This window comes from Thermoanaerobacterium sp. PSU-2 (genome assembly GCF_002102475.1).
Classification (GTDB): Bacteria; Bacillota; Thermoanaerobacteria; order Thermoanaerobacterales; family Thermoanaerobacteraceae; genus Thermoanaerobacterium.
On the sequence record NZ_MSQD01000004.1, the window covers coordinates 1 to 22,906 of the forward strand.

The 22,906-nt window shown below is 34.5% G+C and carries 20 protein-coding genes, 1 pseudogene and 4 riboswitches; of the genes and pseudogenes, 3 read left to right on the forward strand and 18 right to left on the reverse strand.

The window, feature by feature from the left end; genetic code table 11:
* From BVF91_RS04155 to BVF91_RS04215, 13 genes and pseudogenes are all read right to left on the reverse strand, one after another.
* Nucleotides 1–2,039: spermine/spermidine synthase domain-containing protein (locus BVF91_RS04155; RefSeq protein ID WP_143588968.1), on the reverse strand; the 2,039-nt coding region annotated here is incomplete at its 3' end.
* 44 nt (nt 2,040–2,083) lie between these two features.
* Nucleotides 2,084–3,229: a murein hydrolase activator EnvC family protein gene (locus BVF91_RS04160; RefSeq protein WP_085112231.1), complete on the reverse strand. Its 1,146-nt coding sequence runs from the start codon at nt 3,227–3,229 to the stop codon at nt 2,084–2,086.
* Between the two features lie 71 nt (nt 3,230–3,300).
* A complete protein-coding gene (locus BVF91_RS04165; RefSeq protein WP_013297257.1) occupies nt 3,301–3,459 on the reverse strand; it encodes a DUF2933 domain-containing protein in 159 nt (52 codons plus the stop codon).
* A gap of 29 nt (nt 3,460–3,488) precedes the next feature.
* On the reverse strand, nt 3,489–4,322 hold the full coding sequence (gene lgt, locus BVF91_RS04170) for a prolipoprotein diacylglyceryl transferase (RefSeq protein ID WP_085112232.1): 834 nt from the start codon (nt 4,320–4,322) through the stop codon (nt 3,489–3,491).
* A 420-nt stretch (nt 4,323–4,742) separates the two neighbouring features.
* Complete coding sequence (locus BVF91_RS04175; RefSeq protein ID WP_085112233.1) at nt 4,743–4,937, reverse strand: YHS domain-containing protein; 195 nt, start codon at nt 4,935–4,937, stop codon at nt 4,743–4,745.
* Between the two features lie 213 nt (nt 4,938–5,150).
* Nucleotides 5,151–6,443 carry a homocysteine synthase gene (locus BVF91_RS04180; protein ID WP_085112234.1) on the reverse strand — a complete coding sequence of 431 codons (1,293 nt, stop codon included), beginning with the start codon at nt 6,441–6,443 and terminating at the stop codon, nt 5,151–5,153.
* 130 nt (nt 6,444–6,573) lie between these two features.
* Nucleotides 6,574–6,676: riboswitch (SAM riboswitch) on the reverse strand.
* Nucleotides 6,677–6,764: 88 nt separating this feature from the next.
* On the reverse strand, nt 6,765–7,685 hold the full coding sequence (gene cysK, locus BVF91_RS04185; RefSeq protein WP_085112235.1) for a cysteine synthase A: 921 nt from the start codon (nt 7,683–7,685) through the stop codon (nt 6,765–6,767).
* A gap of 4 nt (nt 7,686–7,689) precedes the next feature.
* Entirely contained in the window at nt 7,690–8,826 is a 1,137-nt protein-coding gene (locus BVF91_RS04190; RefSeq protein ID WP_085112236.1) for a bifunctional cystathionine gamma-lyase/homocysteine desulfhydrase, read from the reverse strand.
* Nucleotides 8,827–8,838: 12 nt separating this feature from the next.
* A complete protein-coding gene (locus BVF91_RS04195; protein WP_085112237.1) occupies nt 8,839–9,474 on the reverse strand; it encodes a class I SAM-dependent methyltransferase in 636 nt (211 codons plus the stop codon).
* A gap of 173 nt (nt 9,475–9,647) precedes the next feature.
* A pseudogene (gene polX / locus BVF91_RS04200) lies at nt 9,648–11,356 on the reverse strand (DNA polymerase/3'-5' exonuclease PolX).
* A gap of 125 nt (nt 11,357–11,481) precedes the next feature.
* A riboswitch (Fluoride riboswitch) is annotated at nt 11,482–11,545 on the reverse strand.
* A 46-nt stretch (nt 11,546–11,591) separates the two neighbouring features.
* A complete protein-coding gene (gene cysK, locus BVF91_RS04205; protein WP_085112238.1) occupies nt 11,592–12,524 on the reverse strand; it encodes a cysteine synthase A in 933 nt (310 codons plus the stop codon).
* A gap of 153 nt (nt 12,525–12,677) precedes the next feature.
* Nucleotides 12,678–12,902, reverse strand: a complete 225-nt coding sequence (gene copZ, locus BVF91_RS04210) for a copper chaperone CopZ (RefSeq protein ID WP_045411648.1) — start codon at nt 12,900–12,902, stop codon at nt 12,678–12,680.
* 81 nt (nt 12,903–12,983) lie between these two features.
* Entirely contained in the window at nt 12,984–14,141 is a 1,158-nt protein-coding gene (locus BVF91_RS04215) for a geranylgeranyl reductase family protein (protein WP_085112239.1), read from the reverse strand.
* A gap of 188 nt (nt 14,142–14,329) precedes the next feature.
* Nucleotides 14,330–14,437: riboswitch (SAM riboswitch) on the forward strand.
* A gap of 63 nt (nt 14,438–14,500) precedes the next feature.
* Between BVF91_RS04215 and metA the strand changes: the two genes are divergently transcribed.
* Entirely contained in the window at nt 14,501–15,418 is a 918-nt protein-coding gene (gene metA, locus BVF91_RS04220; protein ID WP_085112240.1) for a homoserine O-acetyltransferase MetA, read from the forward strand.
* Between the two features lie 144 nt (nt 15,419–15,562).
* A complete protein-coding gene (locus BVF91_RS04225) occupies nt 15,563–16,915 on the forward strand; it encodes an APC family permease (RefSeq protein WP_085112241.1) in 1,353 nt (450 codons plus the stop codon).
* A 35-nt stretch (nt 16,916–16,950) separates the two neighbouring features.
* On the opposite strand, the gene BVF91_RS04230 is transcribed toward BVF91_RS04225, so the two are convergent.
* The 5 genes from BVF91_RS04230 to BVF91_RS04250 all read right to left on the reverse strand — a co-directional run bounded on the left by BVF91_RS04230 (nt 16,951) and on the right by BVF91_RS04250 (nt 21,820).
* On the reverse strand, nt 16,951–18,858 hold the full coding sequence (locus BVF91_RS04230) for an acyltransferase family protein (protein ID WP_085112242.1): 1,908 nt from the start codon (nt 18,856–18,858) through the stop codon (nt 16,951–16,953).
* Nucleotides 18,859–19,071: 213 nt separating this feature from the next.
* Entirely contained in the window at nt 19,072–19,818 is a 747-nt protein-coding gene (locus BVF91_RS04235) for a cysteine hydrolase family protein (protein ID WP_085112243.1), read from the reverse strand.
* A gap of 40 nt (nt 19,819–19,858) precedes the next feature.
* Nucleotides 19,859–20,281: a PaaI family thioesterase gene (locus BVF91_RS04240; RefSeq protein ID WP_085112244.1), complete on the reverse strand. Its 423-nt coding sequence runs from the start codon at nt 20,279–20,281 to the stop codon at nt 19,859–19,861.
* A gap of 25 nt (nt 20,282–20,306) precedes the next feature.
* Complete coding sequence (locus BVF91_RS04245; protein WP_085112245.1) at nt 20,307–20,873, reverse strand: sigma-70 family RNA polymerase sigma factor; 567 nt, start codon at nt 20,871–20,873, stop codon at nt 20,307–20,309.
* Between the two features lie 266 nt (nt 20,874–21,139).
* Entirely contained in the window at nt 21,140–21,820 is a 681-nt protein-coding gene (locus BVF91_RS04250; RefSeq protein ID WP_085112246.1) for a C40 family peptidase, read from the reverse strand.
* A 5-nt stretch (nt 21,821–21,825) separates the two neighbouring features.
* A riboswitch (cyclic di-AMP (ydaO/yuaA leader) is annotated at nt 21,826–21,943 on the reverse strand.
* A gap of 152 nt (nt 21,944–22,095) precedes the next feature.
* On the opposite strand from BVF91_RS04250, the gene ku reads away from it, so the two are divergent.
* Entirely contained in the window at nt 22,096–22,905 is an 810-nt protein-coding gene (gene ku / locus BVF91_RS04255) for a non-homologous end joining protein Ku (protein ID WP_085112247.1), read from the forward strand.
* The last annotated feature ends 1 nt before the right edge of the window (nt 22,906 follow it).

Here is a 22,906-nt window from a genome sequence, read left to right on the forward strand (position 1 = left end):
TCATCTATAGTTATTAAATTGTAACTGAAAGTATATTTAAATATTACGTCTAATATCTCCACAAAAACTATGCTTATTACCGCTACAATAAATGGTGGCATATATATTTTTTTATCTTTATTAAATGTACTATTATTGCCTAGTATAGAGCCAATACCACTTCCAACCAATAACGCCGCAAGGACATAGGTAAGTGATGTTATTGGATGTCCCAAATACAAAATGAATTTTTGTATCAATGATATCTCAATAAGCATATAAGCCGTTCCTAAAGCGCCAAAATAAATTAGCGCCTTCGCAGTGTTTTTTTGCTTTAACATAGGTCTAAACAATAAATATATACCTAACAGAACTACTAAAAGAAGTATTATTAACAGCATTAATGCATTGTTGTTAAAATTGTAAAAATACGGCTTATCGTCTGTGGCAGGTTTAATAATAAATGGAAAACCTCTTAAAAAGTTATTAAACGTTAAATGTCCTTTTTCAAGATGAAAAAGAGGACCAACTTCAAATGAAGTGGGGATATATAAAGGTTTATTGTTCCCAGCCATTGCTTCCATCTCAAGTCTGTTACTCTCATCTATTGTAAATGGCTTATTTTTAATGATTACCAAAGGACTATCTATTTGTGAATTGCCACCATGATTGTGAGTCATTGTAGAATCTTTGTTTATAACCGCTATATATTTTGTGGCTTCTTCTACTGAAACACCGTTTCTGCTTAATGCACTAATCGCTGTTGCTACAATTTTACTCATATCCTCTTCATCATGAGCTAAAAATACTAACTTGCCATTTTGTGACAAATGATCTATATAAGCTTTTAATGCCTCAACGGTATATATATAATTTTCGTTGAGAGCGTATCCAGTTTGTAAAGCTGAACTAGTCATTACCATAGATAAATAGATAATATCATATTTGTTTTTTGATCTATTAATAAAGTATCTACCATCTTCACCATAAATCTTAACATTAGCTTTATTATAAATATCACCATTAAAATCTTTGAAATGCCTAACAGCATCTATAGTAGATGTATTGATTTCAACACCCGTTATATTTTTGCTTTTTCCAGCAAGAGCGTACAATATGTCCCTACCACCGCCAGGGCCAATTATTAATATATTATCTTTTTTGCCAAATGTATATGGTAAATATTCTACATCTTTTTTATATATGTCTAAACTGCCATCTTTGCCATCAAATTTATACATAGGAGAGCTTGCCGTTCCATCAATTGTTACAATCATCTCGTTCGGATCGTTGTCGACTCTTATAACATCCGTTCTTGAAAAAGCATTCCATTTAGTGTATACAATCTCTGCTTTATCTCCCGAACTAATTATGTTACCAAATGTTTTTAATTTACTTGTAATTATGCTGCCAAAGTTTTTTTCCATCACACTAATATAATTTTGCGGCACAAAAATTGACATAACAAACATACCTAATACTGCATATGCAATTATGTATTTCTTAGATAAAAAATTTACAAAAAATATTACAGCAATAGATGAGATAATAGATATCAATATGATTGATTTTATAACACCTAAATAATCAAGTGAAAATAAAACTAAAATACTGCCGAGTCCAGAACCAATCAAATCTACAAAATACAATTTATTGCTTATATCACTAAATTCACTATAAATTGATGATAAAATATAACCACCTATTATAAAAGGTACCATCGCGGGTATAATATATACCAATATATTGATAGAAAACGGTAATATATAAAATAATCCTAGAACAAATATATATGAAATTGGCATCAATACTATCTTCTTAATTAAGTTGTCCTTTAAAAATTGATTATTTGTCTTATTGTTTTTTAATTGTCTATATGCAACTATTCCTCCAATACCGAGTCCTAAAATTGAAAATGAGGTTATTATAAATGTGTAATGATACGTAAAAATAGCTGAAATAACCCTTGTCAATATTACTTGATATACAAACATTGATATGGATAAAGAGCTAATTCCAAATAAAAGCAATAATTTACTTTTTCCCTTCTCTTGAATCATCTAACCCATCCTTTGCTGTTATTTATAATAATCTTATTATTTCTTTATCTTACATATGGTTCTGGATCAACTGGTGTACCATTTATTCTCACTTCAAAATGAAGGTTAACACCTGTAACAAGTCCAGTACTCCCAAGTTTTACAACAGGTTCACCTTTTTTTACATTTTTACCTTTTGAAACTAATATAGAGGAATTATGTGCATACAATGTAGATATACCTCCACCGTGATCGATTATCACAGAATTTCCATAACCTGATATCCATCCGGCATATATGACTGTCCCATCACCGGCTGCAACACCAATTGTTCCATATGGTGCAGGTATATCTATACCTGTATGTAACTTCTTTGTCTTGTAAACAGGATGTATTCTATATCCAAATGGTGAACTTATACTGTAATATCCTGGTACAGGCCATACCAACTTTCCATCGGTATATTTTACATTGCTATTATTTGTGTTTGTCGAACCGGTTTGAGATCTTATGATATCCATTACCTGTTTTGATACGGTTTCTAGATCTTCAAGATCTTCCTCATATTTTTTTTGTTGTCTTTCAAGGTCTCTCAAGACACCACTTCTTGATACCATGGCTACTTGTATCCTTTTCTTTCTCTCTTGCACTTGAGCTGTAACATATTGCAAATTATTTTTCTCTTCTTTTAAGACTTCTTCTTTTTTCGCTATTAAATTTTTAGTGTTTTTCATTTCATTTAAAAATCTTATATCAAAAGCCATTAATTTTTTTATATTATCAAGTCTTGATATAAAATCGATAAAATTTTTTGAATCCAATAAAACTTCAATATATCCTGCATCACCACTCATATATATTGCTCTTATCCTCTCTTTATACAAACTCTTACGAGAATCATATCTTTTTTGAGCTATATCTAGTTCTTTCTGTGTATCACTTATTTTTTGCTCAATTGAGTATAATTTCCTCTGATTTTCAATCAATTCTTTTTGAGTTTCTGATAGCTGTTTATCGATGTCTAATAGTTCTTTTTTTACAGATTGCTGTTTTTGATAATTTTCACTTAATTTTCTTTGAGTTTGTTGTTTTTGAATGCTTAAGTCTTCAAGTCTCTTTTTATTATCAGTTAAATTAGATGAATATCCATAATTAAAAGCAAATGCAAAAATAAAAATGATAATTAGAAAAATAGTCATCTTACGTTTCATCAATATCCCCCTAAGAAATCTATATATAATCGACATATCTGGTATGAATTTCACCAGGTATGTCACAACACCTATTCTGTTGCGTCATCCTCAGGTTTTTCGATTTGCCTATTGCCTTTATCTTGTTCATGGCTGTGATTATGACTATGCATACCTTTCATCATAAATAAATGCATTAATGGGCACAACAGTAGAAACAAAAACGGTAAAATAGTTGTTAAAAACTTCATTTGTAACACTCCTTTCATAAAATTTTTATTTAATGGATATAGTAAAAGAAAACCGTCGATATTGCCATTAACAAAACTACCACCACAATATCTATAAAACCTTTTTTACTTTGTACCGGCATCTCATCTTTCTCAATAGTATTGTATTTTTTAATATAATGTGCCGCTATCAAAGCTGCAGCAATAAATATAGCACTAGCAAGATGAGCGATTGTAAATGGTGGTAAAATCATAGGATTTCCGGCTCTAAAAAATTCTACAATAGATCTATTTATATTGAAGAAAATAACATATATGATAAATAATTGTCCATTGTATTTTATTTTGTCCCTTTTTCTCCAAAGCACGAAAAACATAATATAGTCAAGTAAAAACTCATAAACTTGTACAGGATGCAATAATTGTCCATTTACTTTTATTCCCCATGGCCATGGACGTGCCATTGCATACCCAAATATGTCGCATCCTATTCTTCCGATTGCTTGTCCTATAGCAAGCCCTGGCGCCGCTAAATCTGCAATTTTCCAGAAATTTAATTTATATTTTCTAACATACCATATACTAAATAAAATCCCGGCAACTAAACTACCGTGAATAGCCATCCCACCATCATGTATTTTTAGTATTTCAAGTGGATGTGTCAGGAAAAAATATGGTCGATATGTCAAAACGAATCCGAGCCTTCCCCCTATTATACCAACTATTATAAGGTACACGAGAAATTCTGAAACTTTGTCAACATCAAGGCCTTTTCTTTTGGCTTCTTTTAATGCCAAAATATACCCTGTGCCAACACCTATCGCTATCATTATTCCAAATAGATATATAGTGAAACCGCCAATATTAAACAAAGGTACTGTCATAAAAAATCTCCTCTCATATTAACTTTCATACTCATTCTTCAAAAAGATATATAAATTACTGTATCAATTGCTACAACAGTGTACTAAAAGGCGCTAATTCTCTGCTTTAAAAAATTGTATAAAAGATTGTCTTTATGTTTTACACGGATATTATTGCTATTACTGCCATAGCATCCACATATTATAACCTCCATTCCACATCTATCACTAACGCACGATATAATAAAAAATATATAAGGTCTAAAATTAATTCAAGAAAAAGATACACTATAATAAAACCTTAGTACCATCTAGAAATTTATAGTGCAAAAATCATGCCAAATAAAAAGGGTCTGAAAAATATCAAATCTCTAAATAAATTAGAGAATGATAGTTCAAACCCTATAATGCATTTTAGTATATCATGTACTTCAGAGCAAATTAACAGCAACCATGGTGACTGTGCCCACCATGATGTCCTTCATTACTTTCATTTTTTACATATTTTTCTGGATTCTTTTCAAATTCTGCTTTACAACTTTTCGAACAGAAAAAATATTCCTTTCCATTGAATGTTGTTTTAGCTGCAGCATTATCCTCTTTAACATCCATTCCACACACTGGATCCTTAGCCATTTTCCACACCTCCTTTGATACGTTATACCTATACCGGGTATGTTTATATGATATCATTTAATTACACAAAAGTCAATCGGAATATGTATATTTATGTGTTTCTATTATTAATTTAAATATTATTGTCATATATATTATATTAAACAAATATATAGTAAATTATTTTAAAAATAACAAAAGCCCTCTTCTATTGTGAAGAGAGCTCTATAATAATTATTCTGCTGCTTTTTTAAGTGCTTGGTCAAGGTCATACAATATGTCGTCGATGTCTTCTATGCCTATTGAAAGTCTTATTTGGTCAGGGGTTACACCTGCTAATGACAATTCTTCTTCGCTTAATTGCGAATGTGTCGTGCTTGCTGGATGAATTACCAAAGACTTTGCGTCACCAACATTAGCCAGCAATGAGAATAATTCAAGGCTGTTTATGAATTTGATTCCAGCATTTATTCCACCTTTTATTCCAAATGTCAATATCGCTCCTGCACCCTTCGGCAGGTATTTCTTTGCAAGCTCATGGTATTTATTTTCTTTAAGCCCAGGATAGTTTACCCACGTCACATTTGGATTGCTTGCTAAGAATTCTGCTACCTTTTGTGCATTTTCTACATGTCTTTGAACTCTTAATGACAAAGTCTCTAGTCCTTGTAAAAATAAAAATGCATTGAAGGGGCTTAAAGATGCACCAGTGTCTCTTAAAAGCTGTACCCTTAATTTTGTAATATATGCGGCCGGTCCAAATGATTCAACATATTTAATTCCATGATAGCTTGGATCTGGCTCTACAAATTCATGGAACCTTCCACTTCCTGCCCAATCAAATTTTCCTGAATCTACTATTACTCCGCCTATTGATGTTCCGTGTCCTCCTATAAATTTTGTCGCTGAATGTACTACTATATCTGCCCCGTATTCAAACGGGCGGAAGAGATATGGTGTTGCAAATGTGTTGTCTACAATTAGCGGTATTTTATTCTCATGCGCTATTTTTGCTATAGCCTCGAAATCAGGTATATTTATCCCGGGATTTCCTATTGTCTCTATATACAATGCCTTTGTTCTGTCTGTTATTGCTTTTCTGAAATTTTCTGGATCATCTGGATCTACAAATGTCGTTTTAATGCCAAGTTTAGGCAATGTTAAAGCGAAAAGATTGTATGTTCCTCCGTATAATGTGCTGGCAGATACTATTTCATCACCTGCACCTGCTATATTTAAAATCGAGTATGTTATAGCAGCAGAGCCTGATGCTGTCGCAACAGCACCAACACCACCTTCTAAGGCTGCTATTCTCTTTTCAAATACATCATTGGTGGGATTCATGATTCTTGTATAAATATTACCTGGTTCTTTAAGGCTAAATAAAGAAGCGGCATGTTCAGTATCTTTAAATATATATGACGATGTTTGATAAATTGGCACTGCCACTGCACCTGTAGTTGGATCTGGTTCTTGCCCCGCATGTACCTGCAATGTGTCAAATTTTAACTTTCTTTCTTCACTCATCTAAATCTCTCCTCTTCACAGTTTTAGTTTAAGGAATTTAAAATGTTATTCTTATAATTCACCTCTTTTCTTATTTTTAGAATATTAAAAGCCCTCTTCGATGTAGAAGAGGGCTAAGTTTGCGCCGCTCCTCTCATCTCTCAGGTTTCCCTGCAGGATTTGGCACCAGACGCATTATATATGCCGGTTGCCGGGTTTCATCGGGCCAGTCCCTCCACCACTCTTGATAAGAGGTTTCATATTCTATTTTATTTTTATTTATATTAACACTTTAAATCATTAATGTCAATAGGATTTCTTGGACATTTCTCAGATTGAAATTTAAAATCTATATAAATTTTCACTAAAATACCTATCAGATCTATCAGGAAATACTACAACTATATTTTTTGATTCCTTTTGCTTATTAGCCTGTTTTATAGCCGCAGCAAAGGCAGCGCCCGACGATGATCCTACAAATAATCCTTCTCTTTTTGCAAGTTCCTTAACATAATAAAAGGCTTCATCATCAGTTACCTTTTCGACATCATCTATTAAGCTTACATCCATAGTATCAGGTATAAAATCATTACCTATGCCCTCTATTTTGTAGCACTTTACTAAATCTCCTCCACCAATTATTGAACCAACAGGATCAGCAAGCACGCCTTTTACTTTAGGATTTTTCTCTTTTAAATACCTAACTACACCTGTGAACGTTCCACCAGTACCTGCTCCAGCAATAAACACATCTACTTTTCCATCCAAAGCATCATATATCTCTTGTCCTGTTGTTTCATAATGAGCCTTTACATTTGCCATATTTTTAAACTGGTTTGGAATATATGAGTCCTTAATATCCTTTGCTAATTCATATGCTTTATCCATCGCTCCTTTCATTCCAAGCTCTTTAGGCGTATTTACTATTTCAGCACCTAAAGCTTTCATTAATATCTGTTTCTCTACTGAAAATTTAGTTGGTACAACAAATATGACTTTATAACCTTTATTCAATGCTGCGAGTGCAAGGCCAATGCCCGTATTCCCTGCAGTAGGCTCTATTATAGTAGAACCTTTTTTTATTAATCCCTTATCTTCAGCATCTTTTATCATGTAATAGCACGTTCTATCTTTTACAGAACCACCAGGGTTCATGTTTTCTAGCTTGGCAAAGATATTTACATACGGAGGTATATCAAAATGAGTTATTTTTAGAAGTGGTGTCTTGCCAATTAAATCACTGATTCCCTCTGCATATTTCATGATTTCAACTCCTTATTGCATTTTTTAAATCCTCAATTAAATCCAGATAATTCTCAAGTCCAACTGATAATCTTACTAACTTATCGGTTATGCCGAGCTTCAATCTTTGTTCCTCTGGTATAGACGCATGTGTCATTTTTGCTGGATATGAAATTAGGCTTTCATATCCCCCGAGACTTTCTGCGAGTGTAATAAGTTTTACATTGTTTAATAATTTTAATGCCGTATCTTTGTTTTTTAACTCAAATGAAATCACGCCTCCAAAGCCATCCATCTGCTCTTTTGCAATATCGTATCCTGGATGTGTATGTAAACCAGGATAACAAACTTTTTCAACTTCAGGTTGTTCCAAAAGCCAATTTGCAATTTCTTTGGCGTTTTTCTCATGCCTTTCCATTCTAACGCTAAGTGTTTTTATTCCCCTAATCACAAGGTAAGAATCCTGCGGCCCTAAAATGCCACCAACTGCATTTTGCAGAAAATGAATTTTATGAGCTAATTCTTCACTATTAACAACCACAAGGCCTGCTACAACATCGCTATGGCCTCCAAGGTATTTTGTTGCACTATGAACAACTATGTCTGCACCCAATTCAATGGGTCTTTGGAAATATGGTGTCATAAAAGTATTATCAACTATCGAAAGTATGTTATATTCTTTAGCTATTCTTGAAATTTCTCTGATATTTGTAATTGTCATAAGAGGATTTGTAGGTGTTTCATAAAATATTGCCTTTGTATTTTTTGTTATACTATTTACAACATTATCTTTTAAAGACGTGTCTACAAATTTTGAAACTATGCCAAGCCTTTTAAAAACTTTCTCAAGTACCCTGAATGTTCCTCCATAAACATTATTTGAAACTATTACCTCGTCACCAGCATTAAAAAGCATCAAAACTGTCGATATTGCTGCCATGCCAGATGCAAAGGCAAAACCACCCTTTCCACCCTCTAGATCATTAATAAGCTTTTCTAATGATTCTCGTGTTGGATTGCCTGTTCTTGAATATTCATAACCTCTATCTTTTCCTACGGCATCCTGTTTAAACGTCGATGTTTGGTATATAGGTGTTGATACTGCACCTGTTTTTTCATCACCAAATATACCACCATGAATTAATTTTGTCTCCTTTCTCATCCTAAATCCTCCTTATTCTTTAATTCCTTTTGCTATAAATATTCCTGTTTTTGCTATCTCTCCTTTAGATGACACTGCAGTTGCATAAAGTCCTGTTTCTTTTACAAGTATTTCTTTAAAGTTACTATGAATAAGCCTTTTTTCTATATCTTCTAAATTAAATCCAAGCCATCTGTCGTACATTTCGAATCTTGCCCACTCACTACTGTGCTTCATAACATCTGTTAAGATCAGCATTCCGCCTGGCTTTAAAATCCTGTGTATTTCCATGATGCCTTTAAACGGATTTTCTACATGATGTAATACCATGTTTGAAAAAACTACATCGATAGAATCATCAATTATTGGTATTTGCTCCATACTTCCTTTTAAAAAAATTATGTTATTAATACCAGCATTCTCAGCAGTTTGTTTTGCATATTTAAGCATTTCATCTGAAACGTCGATCCCAACAACTTCTCTTGCATATTTTGATAATTCCAAAGCCATAAATCCTGACCCTGTACCAATATCTGCAACAATTAAACCGCCTTTATTTTTTATGTTAGATCTTTCTATTGCAATGTTTCGAATATCATCATCGAAGTATTTTTTTCTAATCTCATCCCATTCTCCCGCTATACTGTCAAAATATTCTATATAGTTCATATAGCACCTCCTAATTTATAGTATTCCGATATGAATACTTGGTTATAATTAAAATATCATTCTTCTTCTAAAATGTCAATAAAAAATTGCTTTTTTACAAAATTTCTTCAAGAAAAACATGAACTTCTCAAACTAAAAATTAACCCCCTCCTGTAATAAAGAGGGGAATTAATTTAAGATTTATTAAAAATTTTATTTAGCTCATCAAAATCATACGTATTAATCACATCTTTCGCTTCAAGCCAACCTTTACGAGCAATGCCAATGCCATATTTTACATCATCAAGCCCTTCTATCCTATGCGCATCTGGACAAATTGCAAATTTTACACCTTTTTCTTTTGCATATTTTATGTATCTCCAATCAATGTCCAATCTATAAGGGCTTGCATTTATTTCGATTATCTTCCCGTATTCAGCAGCACTATCTATAACTTTATACACATCAATGTCATAGCCGTCTCTTGCAAGGAGAAGTCTCCCTGTTAGATGTCCAATGATTTTTGTGTATTTATTTTTTATAGCTTTTATTATTCTCTCTGTCATGTCGTCTTTGCTCATTTTAAAGTTGGAATGAACAGATGCAATGACAAAGTCAAATCTTCTCAATATATCTTCGTCATAATCAAGTGAACCGTCTCTTAATATGTCAGATTCTATGCCTTTTAATATCTTTATATCAATATACTTGTTATTCAATTCATCAATTTCATCCAATTGCCTTAAAACATCTTCTTCTTTAAGTCCATTTGCATAAAATGCAGATTTACTGTGATCTGTAATACCAATAATTTTATAACCGCGATATCTTGCCGCATTCACCATCTCAGAAAGTGTATTTGTTCCATCGCTGTATATCGTATGTACATGAAAAACCCCTTTGATGTCTTTTTCATCTATTAATACTGGAAGTAACCCTTTTTCTGCTGCTTCAATTTCACCCATATTTTCGCGAAGTTCTGGAGGAATATACGATAAATTGAGATTATTAAATATCTCTTCTTCATCACGGCATTTAATAAGCAAATCATCTTTAAATAGACCATATTCATTTTTATTCCCATTTGCTTTGCCCTATGCCTCATAGCTGTATTGTGCTCTTTGCTGCCTGTAAAATGGTGCAATGCATATGGATATTCTTCATCTTTGACAACCCTTAAGTCTACATTTATGCCAGATCTCAATGTTATGCTAGTCTTGGTTTCACCCTTAGCTACAATATCCCTTATACCTTCATATTTTGTAAATACGTCCATGAGCTTCTCAGGATTATCACAGGTAGCAAGAATATCTATGTCTTTCACTATCTCTTTTCTTCGCCTTAAACTTCCAGCAATTTCGCATCTTATTATCAATCCACTATCAATAAGGTATTGTTTTAATGATGTGGCCTCTAAATATGCATCCATAAATAGATGCTTACCATTAAACTGTTTTATAAATTGTATACCTTCAAGGATTTTTTTCTGCGTCTTTTCACCAAATCCCGGTAATTCAACTAGTCTATTTTCATTACAGGCATATTCCAGCTCACCAACCGTCTTTATATCAAGTTTGTCATGCAATGTTTTTATCTTTTTAGGTCCAAGACCTGGTATTTTTAACATCTCAATGAGGCCTTCAGGTATCGACGCTTTAAGATTTTCATAGTATTCAAGTCTCCCAGTTGTAACAAGCTCAGTAAGTTTTTTATTAAGCGCATCACCTATACCCTTTACATCTTTTAATCTATCTTCTTTTGTTAATTTTTCAATATCGTCATCAAGGATTTCTATTGTACGGGCAGCATTATAATACGCTCTCGACTTAAAAGGATTTTCACCTTTTAACTCTAACAAAAGCCCTATTTCATTAAGTATATTTACAACAGTTTTCTTATCCACACTCATCACATCTCTATATTTTGATATTACCCAACCTAAATAATTGCCAATGTATTCTTAATATATTATATCATTTTAACTGTAAAACAAAAATAATAATATAAAAAAGCCGACAGCCATCTACATTATCAGTAGAAGCCATCAGCTTTTCAGCAATTTAAACGAGGGAGCTTCATCCTCTTTTTTGTTGTCAAATATATTATATCATTTTATCTTTCTATGTTAAAGTATCTTTTTAATCTTGATACAATGTCGTCGAGAGATATCTTTCTCCTGTATCAGGCAGCAATACGACTACCGTCTTGCCTTTGTTTTCTGGTCTCTTTGCAATCTGAGTCGCTGCGAATGCGGCTGCACCTGATGATATTCCAACTAATAATCCTTCAGATTTTGCCAATGCTCTTGATGTCTCAAATGCTTCATTGTTTTTAACTTGGTATATTTCATCAATGATTTCTCTATTCAAAACATCAGGTACAAATCCTGCACCTATACCTTGTATCTTATGTGGACCAGGTCTTCCACCTGATAGAACTGGAGAATCAGCAGGCTCAACTGCTACAATCTTTACATCAGGTTTCCTTGATTTCAAAACCTCACCGACACCTGTAATTGTCCCACCTGTGCCAATGCCTGCAACAAATATATCTACATTGCCATCAGTGTCTCTCCATATTTCTTCTGCTGTCGTCTTTCTGTGTATTTCTGGATTGACAGGATTTTTGAACTGTTGCGGTATAAATGCATTTCCATACTGCTTTGCCAGCTCCTCAGCCTTTTTTACAGCTCCAGACATGCCTTCTGGGCCAGGCGTCAATACTATTTCAGCGCCAAGCGCTTTAAGCAAATTTCTCCTTTCAATGCTCATAGTCTCAGGCATAGTCAATATTAATCTGTATTTCTTAGCCGCTGCAACAAAAGCCAGCGCTATTCCTGTATTGCCACTGGTTGGCTCAATAATAACAGTGTCTTTGTTTATAAGCCCCTTTTCTTCTGCATCTTTGATCATAGCATATCCGATTCTGTCCTTTACGCTGCTTAATGGATTAAAATACTCTAATTTTGCTATAAGCTTTGCTTCAAGATTATTTTCTTTATTGTAGTTTGATAATTCCAATAGCGGCGTATTGCCTATTAAATCCGTAAGGCTTTTTGCAATCTTTGACATTATATCCTCTCCTTTAAATTATACTATTCCGATTGGATTTTATGTAATTATTATATAGCAAAAAAAGCTTTTTGTAAATAACATTTTTTTAACTTTATTATACAGCAAATATAAAAAAATAACCGCATTAGCGGTTAAACATACATGAAAATATTAAGCTTCATATCCTGCGTCAATAATCGCTTTTTTCATGTCATCTATAGTAACTTTTTTAGGGTCGTATGTTACAGTGACATTAGCCTTATCCAAGTCTACTGTCGCTTTTGATACTCCATCAAGACCTTTTAATGCTTTCTCTACAGTCATTTTGCAATGGTTGCATGACATGCCTCTGACATCAATCGTGACAGTTTCACCTTTTGAACCAAACAAACCCATATTTAATCTCTCCTTTCATATACTCATAAGGGGTATTACCTATAAATAGTTTAATTTAACTACAGTTTAAAGTCAATTACTTCATGACACGTTTTTTTCTACTTTAATTTTCGTCTTAGAAGTCATTACCCGCAGTGAATACATTGGAACTTTTAATTTAAAATTCTTATATGTATTATCACCCATCATTATATCTACAAAGTATGATAGCACATTAGGAAAATATCTTACTGATTTTTCTATGAAATCCATGTTATTGTACGTAAATTGCGCTAATCTATATGCCCAACCAACATCTGGCACAACTTCTCTATTGAGTCTAAGAGTGTATTCATCCAATCCACATTCTCCACTGAAATGCTTTTTTAGAACATCAAATGATATGTCTGCAGTAAGCAAAGCATTGTATATTCCTTCGCCTGTAAATGGATCAGCAAGCCTTGTAGCATCTCCAATCAATATTATTCTATCGTTATTAAATACACCATCGCTCCCATCAGGAAACGACAACTGATGCCCGTAAATTTTGCAGTCTTTTATATTTCCGTCCACATTTTCCTCTATCATTTTAGATAACATTTCTTTTATGTCTGAAACTTTGTTTAAAAAAGTCCCGACACCAATAGACAATCTATCACCTTTAGGGAATACCCATCCATACCCATATCTTATTGCGTTGAAATCCACCACAACTTTTCCTTTTAATCCATCGATTAAGCTATTATCGACGTATACTTCACCTTCAAGTGCTATGCCTTTTTTGCCATTTATTAAGTTCGCTTTATGTGCCACATTGCTGTTTATTCCGTCTGCACCTACTAAAACCTTTGTCTCATATTCACCCCTGTCTGTCACAACGACAAGTCCCTTATCATGCTGATAAAAGTCATAAAATAATTCACCATCATGTATTTCACACCCATAATAAGCTGCTTTATCTATTAAATATTTGTCAAATTTAGTCCTATCTACCTGATATATTATAGGCTCACCAGTCTGCAAAACAGTCTGTTTGCCGTTAGGAAATTTAAAGATAATTTCATTGGTAATATCTTCTACGTATTGGCTTATATCAATATCTAATAATTTGTAACACCTTTTCGTTATTCCGCCACCGCAGGCTTTGTACCTTGGAAAAACATGCTTTTCTATCAACAATACCTTATATCCTTCTTTAGACAGCTTTCTTCCTAATGTAGATCCTGCAGGTCCTCCACCTATTATTATTGCATCATACATTTCTTTCACCTCTAAATTCAATTATAATTGCAAAACATACTAAATAAAAGCCACAAATTGGATTATTTTAAGCTATTCATAAACAAACAGTTGTCAATATAAGAATTAGCGAAAAGTGTCCTTCATATTATTGACATCAAACTTCAATAAATATATAATTATTTTAACAATTTAATATCGTAAATCAAAACTCATCAAGAGTGGTGGAGGGACTGGCCCTGTGAAACCCGGCAACCGTCATATTTTATGAAAATGGTGCTAATTCCTGCAAAGCTTATAGCTTTGGGAGATGAGTAGATGTGATTATCTACGCCTCATCTCTGAGGCGTTTTATTTTTTACATTGAAGGAGGTTTGCAAATGCCCATCAATATACCAAATGGCCTACCTGCCATCGATATTTTAGCTAAAGAAAATATATTCGTAATGGCTGAAGAAAGGGCAATTCATCAAGATATACGCCCTCTTAAGATCGCCATCTTAAACTTGATGCCTACAAAAAGTGTGACAGAAACACAGCTATTAAGACTACTTAGCAACAATCCACTGCAAATCGATTTAAAATTTCTCTATGCAGCATCACACAAATCTAAAAACACTGCGCCAGAGTATTTAGAAGCTTTTTACAAAACATTTGATGACGTAAAACATGAAAAATTTGACGGTCTCATAATAACCGGAGCACCAGTGGAAACTTTGGACTTTTCAGATGTTGATTATTGGCATGAGCTTGAAGAAATAATGGAATGGAGCAAACACAATGTATTTTCAACATTTCACATTTGCTGGGGTGCTCAAGCTGGTCTTTATTACCATTATAGGATTCCTAAATACCCACTGAAAGAAAAAATGTTTGGCGTATTTTTGCATAAGGTTTCCAAAAAAAATGTCGACTTATTAAGGGGATTTGACGACGAATTTTATGCGCCCCATTCAAGATACACGGAAGTCAGAAAAGAAGATATAGAGCTTGTAGATGACCTTGAAATACTTTCTGAATCAGATGAGGCAGGCGTATACATAGTTGCATCAAAATCTGGCAGGCAGATATTTGTGACAGGTCACTCTGAATACGATCCTTTGACTCTAAAATCTGAATACGAAAGAGATTTAAAAAAAGGCATTCCTATAAAAATACCAAAACACTATTTCCCGGGAGATGACCCTAACAATGAGCCAATTGTAAAATGGAGAAGCCATGCAAATCTATTGTTTTCTAACTGGTTAAATTACTATGTATACCAAAAAACACCATACGATGTGAATTCAATTGAATAAATATGATTTATGCAGGTTATAAAACTTGATTTTATATCCTGCATTTTTTATATCATTTTTGCAAAATTATTCATTGACTTTTTCACTTTCCTGTGCTAATTTAATTATGCTATTTCAAAAATTTATAGAAAGGAATTGTACTATATGGACAAAACACAAAAGCTCAAAAAAGACATTGGCCTATTTATCGCCACAGCACTTGTGACAGGTAACATGATGGGTTCCGGCATATTCATGCTTCCTGCTACACTTGCATCTAAATCAGGTCCTGGCGCAACAATACTGGCATGGCTTGTTACAGGCATCGGATCAATATTGTTGGCATTATCATTTGCAAATTTAGGTTCAAGGATTCCAAAAGCCGGTGGCCCGTATGAATACTCAAAATTAGCTTTTGGAGACTTTATAGGTTTTATCAATGCGTGGTTATACTGGAATGGTTCATGGATCGGAAACGCTGCCGTTGTCATTGCAGTTGCCAGTTACTCAAGCGCTTTATTCCCGATTTTATCGCAAAATCATTTAGCCGCTTTTCTGTACACCAGTGGAATCTTATGGATTTTTACGATAATCAATATAATAGGTGTAAAAAAGGCTGGCTCAACTCAAACAACAATAACTGTGTTTGAAGTATGTCTTTTTTTATTCTTCATAATCGTATCAGCAGTACATTTCAAGTCAAGCAATGTAATGCCATTGTTCCCTGCAGGAAAAGGCATGAATACTTTGTCTGCAGCAGCAACTTCAACGCTGTGGGCGTTTGTAGGACTTGAAACTGCGTCAATAACCGCTGAAGAAATTAAAAACCCTGAAAGAAACGTAAAGTTAAGCACCATATTCGGAATATTAATAGCTGTAGTGATGTACCTTGCCATAAACCTTTCGGCAATGGGTGCAATGCCACAAAGCCAGCTTGCAAAAAGCGCTTCTCCAATAGCCGACATCCTCAAACAGTTTTTAGGGAAAAACATTGCGAATGTCATAATAGTAGGCTCTGTCGTAAGTGTGCTTGGCACAACTGTCGGATGGCTTTTATCTACAGCTCGTGTGGCTTATGCGGCTGGTAAAGACGGTCTATTTCCAGAGATTTTTTCAAAAGTACATCCTAAATACAAGACTCCTCACGTATCATTGATCATAGGATCGGTGCTTGTAAATCTGCTATTGCTGATGAACTATACAAAATCTCTGGTTTCTGCGTTTAATTTTATAATACTGCTGGCAACTTTGTCTTTCCTACCTGTGTACGCTTTTACAGCCGCATCTGAAATGATGCTTCTTATAAAAAGAGACAAAAACGTCAGCGTATTAGGCTTTATAAAGAATTCCATTATTCCACTTTTAGGCTTTGCATACGCCATGTGGACAATATACGGGTCTGGAGCCGAGACTGTCATGTACGGATTTATAATGCTTATGTGCGGCATACCCTTCTATATATACATGAAGTACAAAAATAACTCAAAGCTAAACGAGATTCGAAAAGTCTTAGAATAATTACAGGCTGCAAAATGCAGCCTTTTTACATCGTTTTAATTTTCTTCTTTTACCGCATTTGCTATAAGTGAAGCAAAATACTTCGCACCACTGGGCTCTAAGTGAACCGCATCGGGTGAAAAGAATGAATCATGTCCATAGCTGGCTTTATACCAATCAATTAAAGTAGTGTGGGGATATTCTGAAGACACTTTTGACAACGTCTCATTGACGATGCTTTCCCAAGGGCGTGGGACGCGGACATTTACCAATATTACGCGTTTTACAGGCTCTGCGCTCTTTAAAAGCGATAAAAGCTGGTCTTCAGTGAAAGGCCCATTTGTCCCCAACTCAACTATCAATGTGTCTATTTTTCCTTTCGCTTTGAGGTTTTTCACGACATCTTTTGCTTGATACATTTGTCTTCCTACTTTGCCATCAATCGTGATTCCCGGCAACATCTCTTCCAAGTAAGGCTTTGTATCTATCAATATTGAGTCACCTATTATGGCTATACCCTTTCCATCCTGTACAGGGCTGGTTGTGGAATCACCGCTATTTGATACTGCTGAGTTTGAATTTCCGCCTTTATACGGATAGTACTTAATATCTCTCCTATTATCTGGCAAATTATCATTGTAGTCCTGCACATCACTGCTAATATTGCTACTACTTCCTACATAAGATGGTGAATCTGATGCAATATTTGATGAACCTGAATTTAACGAAACTGATGCGCTGGCCGGTATGATTCCACTCATACCTGCAATAAAAGTGCCCATTAAGCATACGGATAATGAAACTAAAGCAGATGTTTTAAGTGTAGGTAGTATTTTCCCTTTTTCAAACCTCAATGATTTTAAGTCGTTTATGATTTTTTTAAGTGCGCCGTGTCTTATTGGATCCTCCACGTATTTCCATGAAAAGGCAGAAATAACAATGATCATAAATACCTGCAGCAGCGCCCGAATAGGATCAAAGCCTTTCGTGTCCACAGTTGGTGTCGTCAAAATAAGCACCGGAAAATACCAAAGGTACACTCCGTACGACCTTGCCCCCAACCATCTTAATAGAGCGCATCCTAATATTTTCCCCAACAAGCTTTTAGGATGTGCTGACACAGCTACCACCACAGCAGTTATTACAGATAGCAAATACATGCCACCTCTATATACAAACGGATCGTATTGATTGACGTACATAAGCATAGCAAAAATCGAAACTATTGCCAAAAAGCCAATCATATCATAAATCAATACTTTTCTTTTAGCTTCATTGTTGGAAAATTTGTTGCTGGGTAGAATCAACGCTAAAGCTGAGCCTAAAAGAAGCCCAAAAGCGCGCGTATCAGTGCCATAATATACACGGCTGGGATCCATTCCTGGAATGTACATCATACCCATTGCCAAAGCAGAAAGCGCAGAAAGCAGCAAAGTGATAACAAAGATATACTTTTTCTTCTTTATATACTTAAGTGCCACAATCAATGCTAACGGCCAAATAAGGTAAAACTGTCCTTCAACAGCCAGTGACCATAGATTGCCAAACGTCGATTGTGGTCCAAACTTAGCAAAGTAAGATACTTTATGAAATATAAGCCACCAATTGTTGACATAAAGCAAACTTGTTATAGCATCGCCTTTAATAGATGAAAGCCTTGAAGCATCGAAAAGCGTAACATAAGAGACGACTACAATTACCATAATAAAAAGAGCTGGAAACAACCTCAACATTCTGCGCTTCCAAAAATTTTTTAAATCAACTTTATTGTTTTTCTCCCATTCTGATGCAATTATATTTGTTATCAAGTACCCTGACAACACAAAAAATATGCTGACGCCAAAAAAACCACCCTGCAAAAAAGTCAGATTAAGATGATATCCAATGACAGCAAGCACAGCTAAAGCACGTAGTCCGTCAAGTCCTGCCATGTATCTTGCGTTTTCGTTTAAAGGTTTTGGCACTGAAATCCCCTCCTAAGATCCCTCACAATAAAAAGCAATTTGCAACAAAATTCTTCATCATTCATCTAAAACAGCCATTTTTCTATAAATCCATTATATATTATCAATATTACAAAAGCATTACAACTGATAAATAAAATATAAATATCTTATAAATATTTATTAATAAAAAGAGCCCTTTATACGTTAAAGAGCTCTTTAAAACTTTTTATTTTATTCTTCCAACAGTTCTTTTACGATATTTATGCCATTAAGCTTCATGTGGTATAGAAACATAGTATGCGTTAAGTCACCATCGTGTGGAACTATTTTAAGCCTTTCCGCTGTCTTCACGCTTATATCGTAAGTCTCAACACAATTTTCAGGCACAATCACATTGGCGCTTAAATTATTGGCGTTTGCAATCATCTTTATAGAAATCGCTGTCTGATATACACACAAATCAGTGCAATTGCCTACGATAATAAATGTAGATTTGCCTCCTTTTATCATATCAAATATCTTTCTCAAGAACTTATTTCCATCACCATCTTCTCCGCCGAAAAACACGTTTAACGAATTTTTCTCGTACACATTTGGCTTGTCCTTGACTACCTCTAAAAGCTCCTCTACGATACGGCTTTCATCTGTTCCTTTGATACAGTGCTCTGGATAAGCAGCAAATTCTGTTGCACCTTTCGCATGGGCATCATTTACAAACATCACATTCTTTATGCCCATCCTGTACGAAGCTTTAATGAGGCTCTTTATATGTTCTATAATCCCTCCTATTCGAGGACTTGACAAAGCCCCACTTTTGCAAAAACCGTTTATCATGTCAACGACGATAATCGACACATTGTCAGCATTTCCAGCATCTTTTATGACGGTGCTTAACTTCATGTCATCTAAATTGCTATAAAAATCAAACAGATAATTTAAAAAAGGTCTTGTATTGTACAAAAAGCTATCAAAATTCATTTTCACAGCCTCCTTTCATCTTATTTTTATTGTATACCATTTAATCTATGCAGTAAAATGTCTCGCGGGAAGATCCCACAAGCTTGCCATCCTGATTGTATGCATCACATACTGCAACAGCAGTCGTCTTGCCCATGTGGATGATCTTCCCTATTGCCTTGATTCTGTCTTTGGCTTTTAAGGGCTTTATATAGTTTATATTCATCTCCAGAGTCACCATGTTTTTCCCCATCGTCTTTGCGGCAATTCCCATAGCTGTATCCATGAGAGAAAAAAGTACACCGCCGTGAGCAATCTCAAAGATATTTAGATGTTTCTCGGAAATCGTCATTTCCATCGTCACTCTACCACTGCCAAGCTCAGCAATCTCCATGCCGATTAGATTGTGAAACTGAGCTTTTTGATTCAACTCGATTATTTCTTTGAATAATTCTTCATTTATGCCGAGATTTTTAGCTTCCAAGTATACATCATCCTTTCAAGCCGTTTTACATAATTATATCATTTTTTATCAAAAATCTTAATCTATCTAAAGCTCTGTCTTTAAGTTTAACAACACTCTGGTAACCTACTCCCAATTCTTTTGATATTTCAACAAGTGTCTTCCTTTCGAAAAAGTAAAGCATTATTATGTTTTTCTGCTTTGCAGTAAGTCTATTCAAAGCTTCCTTTAAATCATTTCTCATGATATCATTAAAAAATTTTTCTTCCGGAGTAAGTTCATCGGCTACCATCAAATCGATGATTTCATCTTCATCATCATCTGCCTTTGCATTCAAAGAAAGAAAAGATTTTTTCTTCCTGTAGGCATTTAAAAAGTAAAATTTAAGCTGCATACTTCCATATGCTATGAATTCTTTGCCTTTTTTCTCATCAAACTGATAGATAGCAGCAATAAGCACTTCTCTTCCGTCCTGAAGCATATCATCAAAACTGTCGTATGGAAACTTTTTTGCTAATTTTATCAAAAGAGGATGAAACTTTTTTAAAATCTCATAAACAGAATCTTTATCACCACTTTTAGCCTTAAAGCACAGTTCATTATAACTTATCATCTACTACACACCTCACATAAAGTGAGGACCGGTCCCTTTCAGTGCAGCACTGTGCCTTAATTATATTAAACGAACAAACGTTTTGGTAATTGCGAGTTATAAAAAGTCATCGCAGAAAATTTATAATAATCAGTTATTTATAACATTACTTGCTGATAAATCAAAGATTTCCCTTTAAGACTTTATGGCATTTCCAAAAATAAAAGAGGCGTATATGTTTTTTTGATTTAACATATACGCCTCTATATAGATGCTCTCTTTTAACCTTAATAATACCTTCTTGCACCAATATAGTACGTCCTAAACCAACCGCTAAAATCCGCAATAGCAGCCTTACCAAGTGAATCGCTCATGTGTATTAAGCGGTTATCACCTATGTATATACCTTCGTGCGTAGGACCACCGCCTGATGTAGAGAAAAACAATATATCGCCTGGCTGAAGTTCAGATAAGCTTACAGCTCTACCACCTGCATACTGGTCATACGTAGTTCTACCAATGCTTTTTCCAGCCTGCCTAAACACGTATTGAACAAATCCAGAACAATCAAAACCTGCAGGTGTAGTACCACCAAAAACATAGGGCACTCCAAGATATCTTTCTGCAATGCTTACTACGTCAAAATTTGATGGGCGCTCATAGCCACCCCTTGATGAAACGCCAGTTACAGTCGTCCTATTTAATACAGCCTCTGTAGCTGGTCCTACAATTCCATCCGGAGATAATCCATATCTTTTTTGCAATGCGATCACTGCGTTCTTTGTCATACTACCAAATATTCCGTCAATACCACCTGTGCTATAGCCAAGCCTGTTTAACGTTTGCTGCAAGCTAACCACCGCTTGTCCTCTTGAACCATATTTCAAAAGCTCCATTGCAAATGCACTTGGCGCTTGCATAAGTGTTATTGACACTACTGCTGTTGCAACTATTTTTTTGTAATTCAACTCATTCATCCTCTCTTTATGCCTACGAGGTTAGTTGACGGGTTCGGTAAAGAGCAACCCTACCGCATACGCGGATTCACCCCAAAGATATCCCCCGCTCTTTCGATTAGGCATATTTTATTTTAATAAATTTAATAAAAAATTTATATTTTTAATAATTAATTAATATTATATAGGCAAATTGTATCAAAGTCAATCACATTCCATAAATTACCTGAAGATTGTAAGTTTCTCATGGTTATACTAATTAATGAATATCGAAAGAAGGTGAAAAAATGCGTTCAATGTGGAAAGGTGCCATTAGTTTCGGCCTTGTCAGCATCCCCATAAAACTGTATGCAGCCACAGAAGACAACTCTATACATTTTAGACAGCTTCACAAAGACTGCAAATCACCCATAAAATACGAGAAGATCTGCCCTGTTTGCAATAAAGAAGTTTCTGATGAAGAAATCGTAAAAGGTTACGAATATGAACCAGGAAAATTTGTCATCATAGATGAAGAAGACTTAGAGAGAATTCCAAAGTCAACAGTTAAAACGATAGATATTATCGATTTTACAGATTTAAGTCAAATAGATCCCATATATTTCGATAAGACATACTACATCGCACCAGATGAAATAGGTGCAAAACCATACGTACTTTTAAGAGATTCTATGAAGAAATTAAACCGTGTAGCAGTTGCAAGAGTCGTCATACGATCAAGACAAGATTTAGCCTGCATAAGAGTTTTCAATGACAACTATATGGTAATGGAAACAATGCACTTCCCTGATGAAATAAGAAGCACAAACGAACTTCCACCTATCCGCAATGTAGATCTTCACGAAAATGAGGTGAAAATGGCTATAAAGCTTGTAGATACTCTGACATCTGATTTTTCTCCCGAAAAGTACGATGACAACTACAGAAAAGCTCTGATCGAAATAATCGAGTCGAAAATTCAAGATAGAAAAATTGAAATACCTGAATCGCCAAAGGAAGAAAATGTCCTGGACCTTGTAAGCGCATTAAAAGCCAGCATCGAATCAGTAAAAGAAGAAAACACGGCAAAAAAATCAAAAAAGAAAAAAGGTGCATAAA

Excerpts from the sequence above, each read along its gene's own strand:
- BVF91_RS04190 (WP_085112236.1), bottom strand. The coding sequence starts at position 8,826 with ATGAGAAAGGAGACAAAATTAATTCATGGTGGTATATTTGGTGATGAA.
- BVF91_RS04180 (WP_085112234.1), bottom strand. The coding sequence starts at position 6,443 with ATGAGTGAAGAAAGAAAGTTAAAATTTGACACATTGCAGGTACATGCG.
- BVF91_RS04160 (WP_085112231.1), bottom strand. The coding sequence starts at position 3,229 with ATGAAACGTAAGATGACTATTTTTCTAATTATCATTTTTATTTTTGCA.
- BVF91_RS04215 (WP_085112239.1), bottom strand. The coding sequence starts at position 14,141 with ATGTATGATGCAATAATAATAGGTGGAGGACCTGCAGGATCTACATTA.
- BVF91_RS04175 (WP_085112233.1), bottom strand. The coding sequence starts at position 4,937 with ATGGCTAAGGATCCAGTGTGTGGAATGGATGTTAAAGAGGATAATGCT.
- cysK (WP_085112235.1), bottom strand. The coding sequence starts at position 7,685 with ATGAAATATGCAGAGGGAATCAGTGATTTAATTGGCAAGACACCACTT.
- BVF91_RS04225 (WP_085112241.1), top strand. The coding sequence starts at position 15,563 with ATGGACAAAACACAAAAGCTCAAAAAAGACATTGGCCTATTTATCGCC.
- metA (WP_085112240.1), top strand. The coding sequence starts at position 14,501 with ATGCCCATCAATATACCAAATGGCCTACCTGCCATCGATATTTTAGCT.
- ku (WP_085112247.1), top strand. The coding sequence starts at position 22,096 with ATGCGTTCAATGTGGAAAGGTGCCATTAGTTTCGGCCTTGTCAGCATC.
- BVF91_RS04165 (WP_013297257.1), bottom strand. The coding sequence starts at position 3,459 with ATGAAGTTTTTAACAACTATTTTACCGTTTTTGTTTCTACTGTTGTGC.
- BVF91_RS04245 (WP_085112245.1), bottom strand. The coding sequence starts at position 20,873 with ATGATAAGTTATAATGAACTGTGCTTTAAGGCTAAAAGTGGTGATAAA.
- copZ (WP_045411648.1), bottom strand. The coding sequence starts at position 12,902 with ATGGGTTTGTTTGGTTCAAAAGGTGAAACTGTCACGATTGATGTCAGA.
- BVF91_RS04195 (WP_085112237.1), bottom strand. The coding sequence starts at position 9,474 with ATGAACTATATAGAATATTTTGACAGTATAGCGGGAGAATGGGATGAG.
- lgt (WP_085112232.1), bottom strand. The coding sequence starts at position 4,322 with ATGACAGTACCTTTGTTTAATATTGGCGGTTTCACTATATATCTATTT.
- BVF91_RS04235 (WP_085112243.1), bottom strand. The coding sequence starts at position 19,818 with ATGAATTTTGATAGCTTTTTGTACAATACAAGACCTTTTTTAAATTAT.
- cysK (WP_085112238.1), bottom strand. The coding sequence starts at position 12,524 with ATGTCAAAGATTGCAAAAAGCCTTACGGATTTAATAGGCAATACGCCG.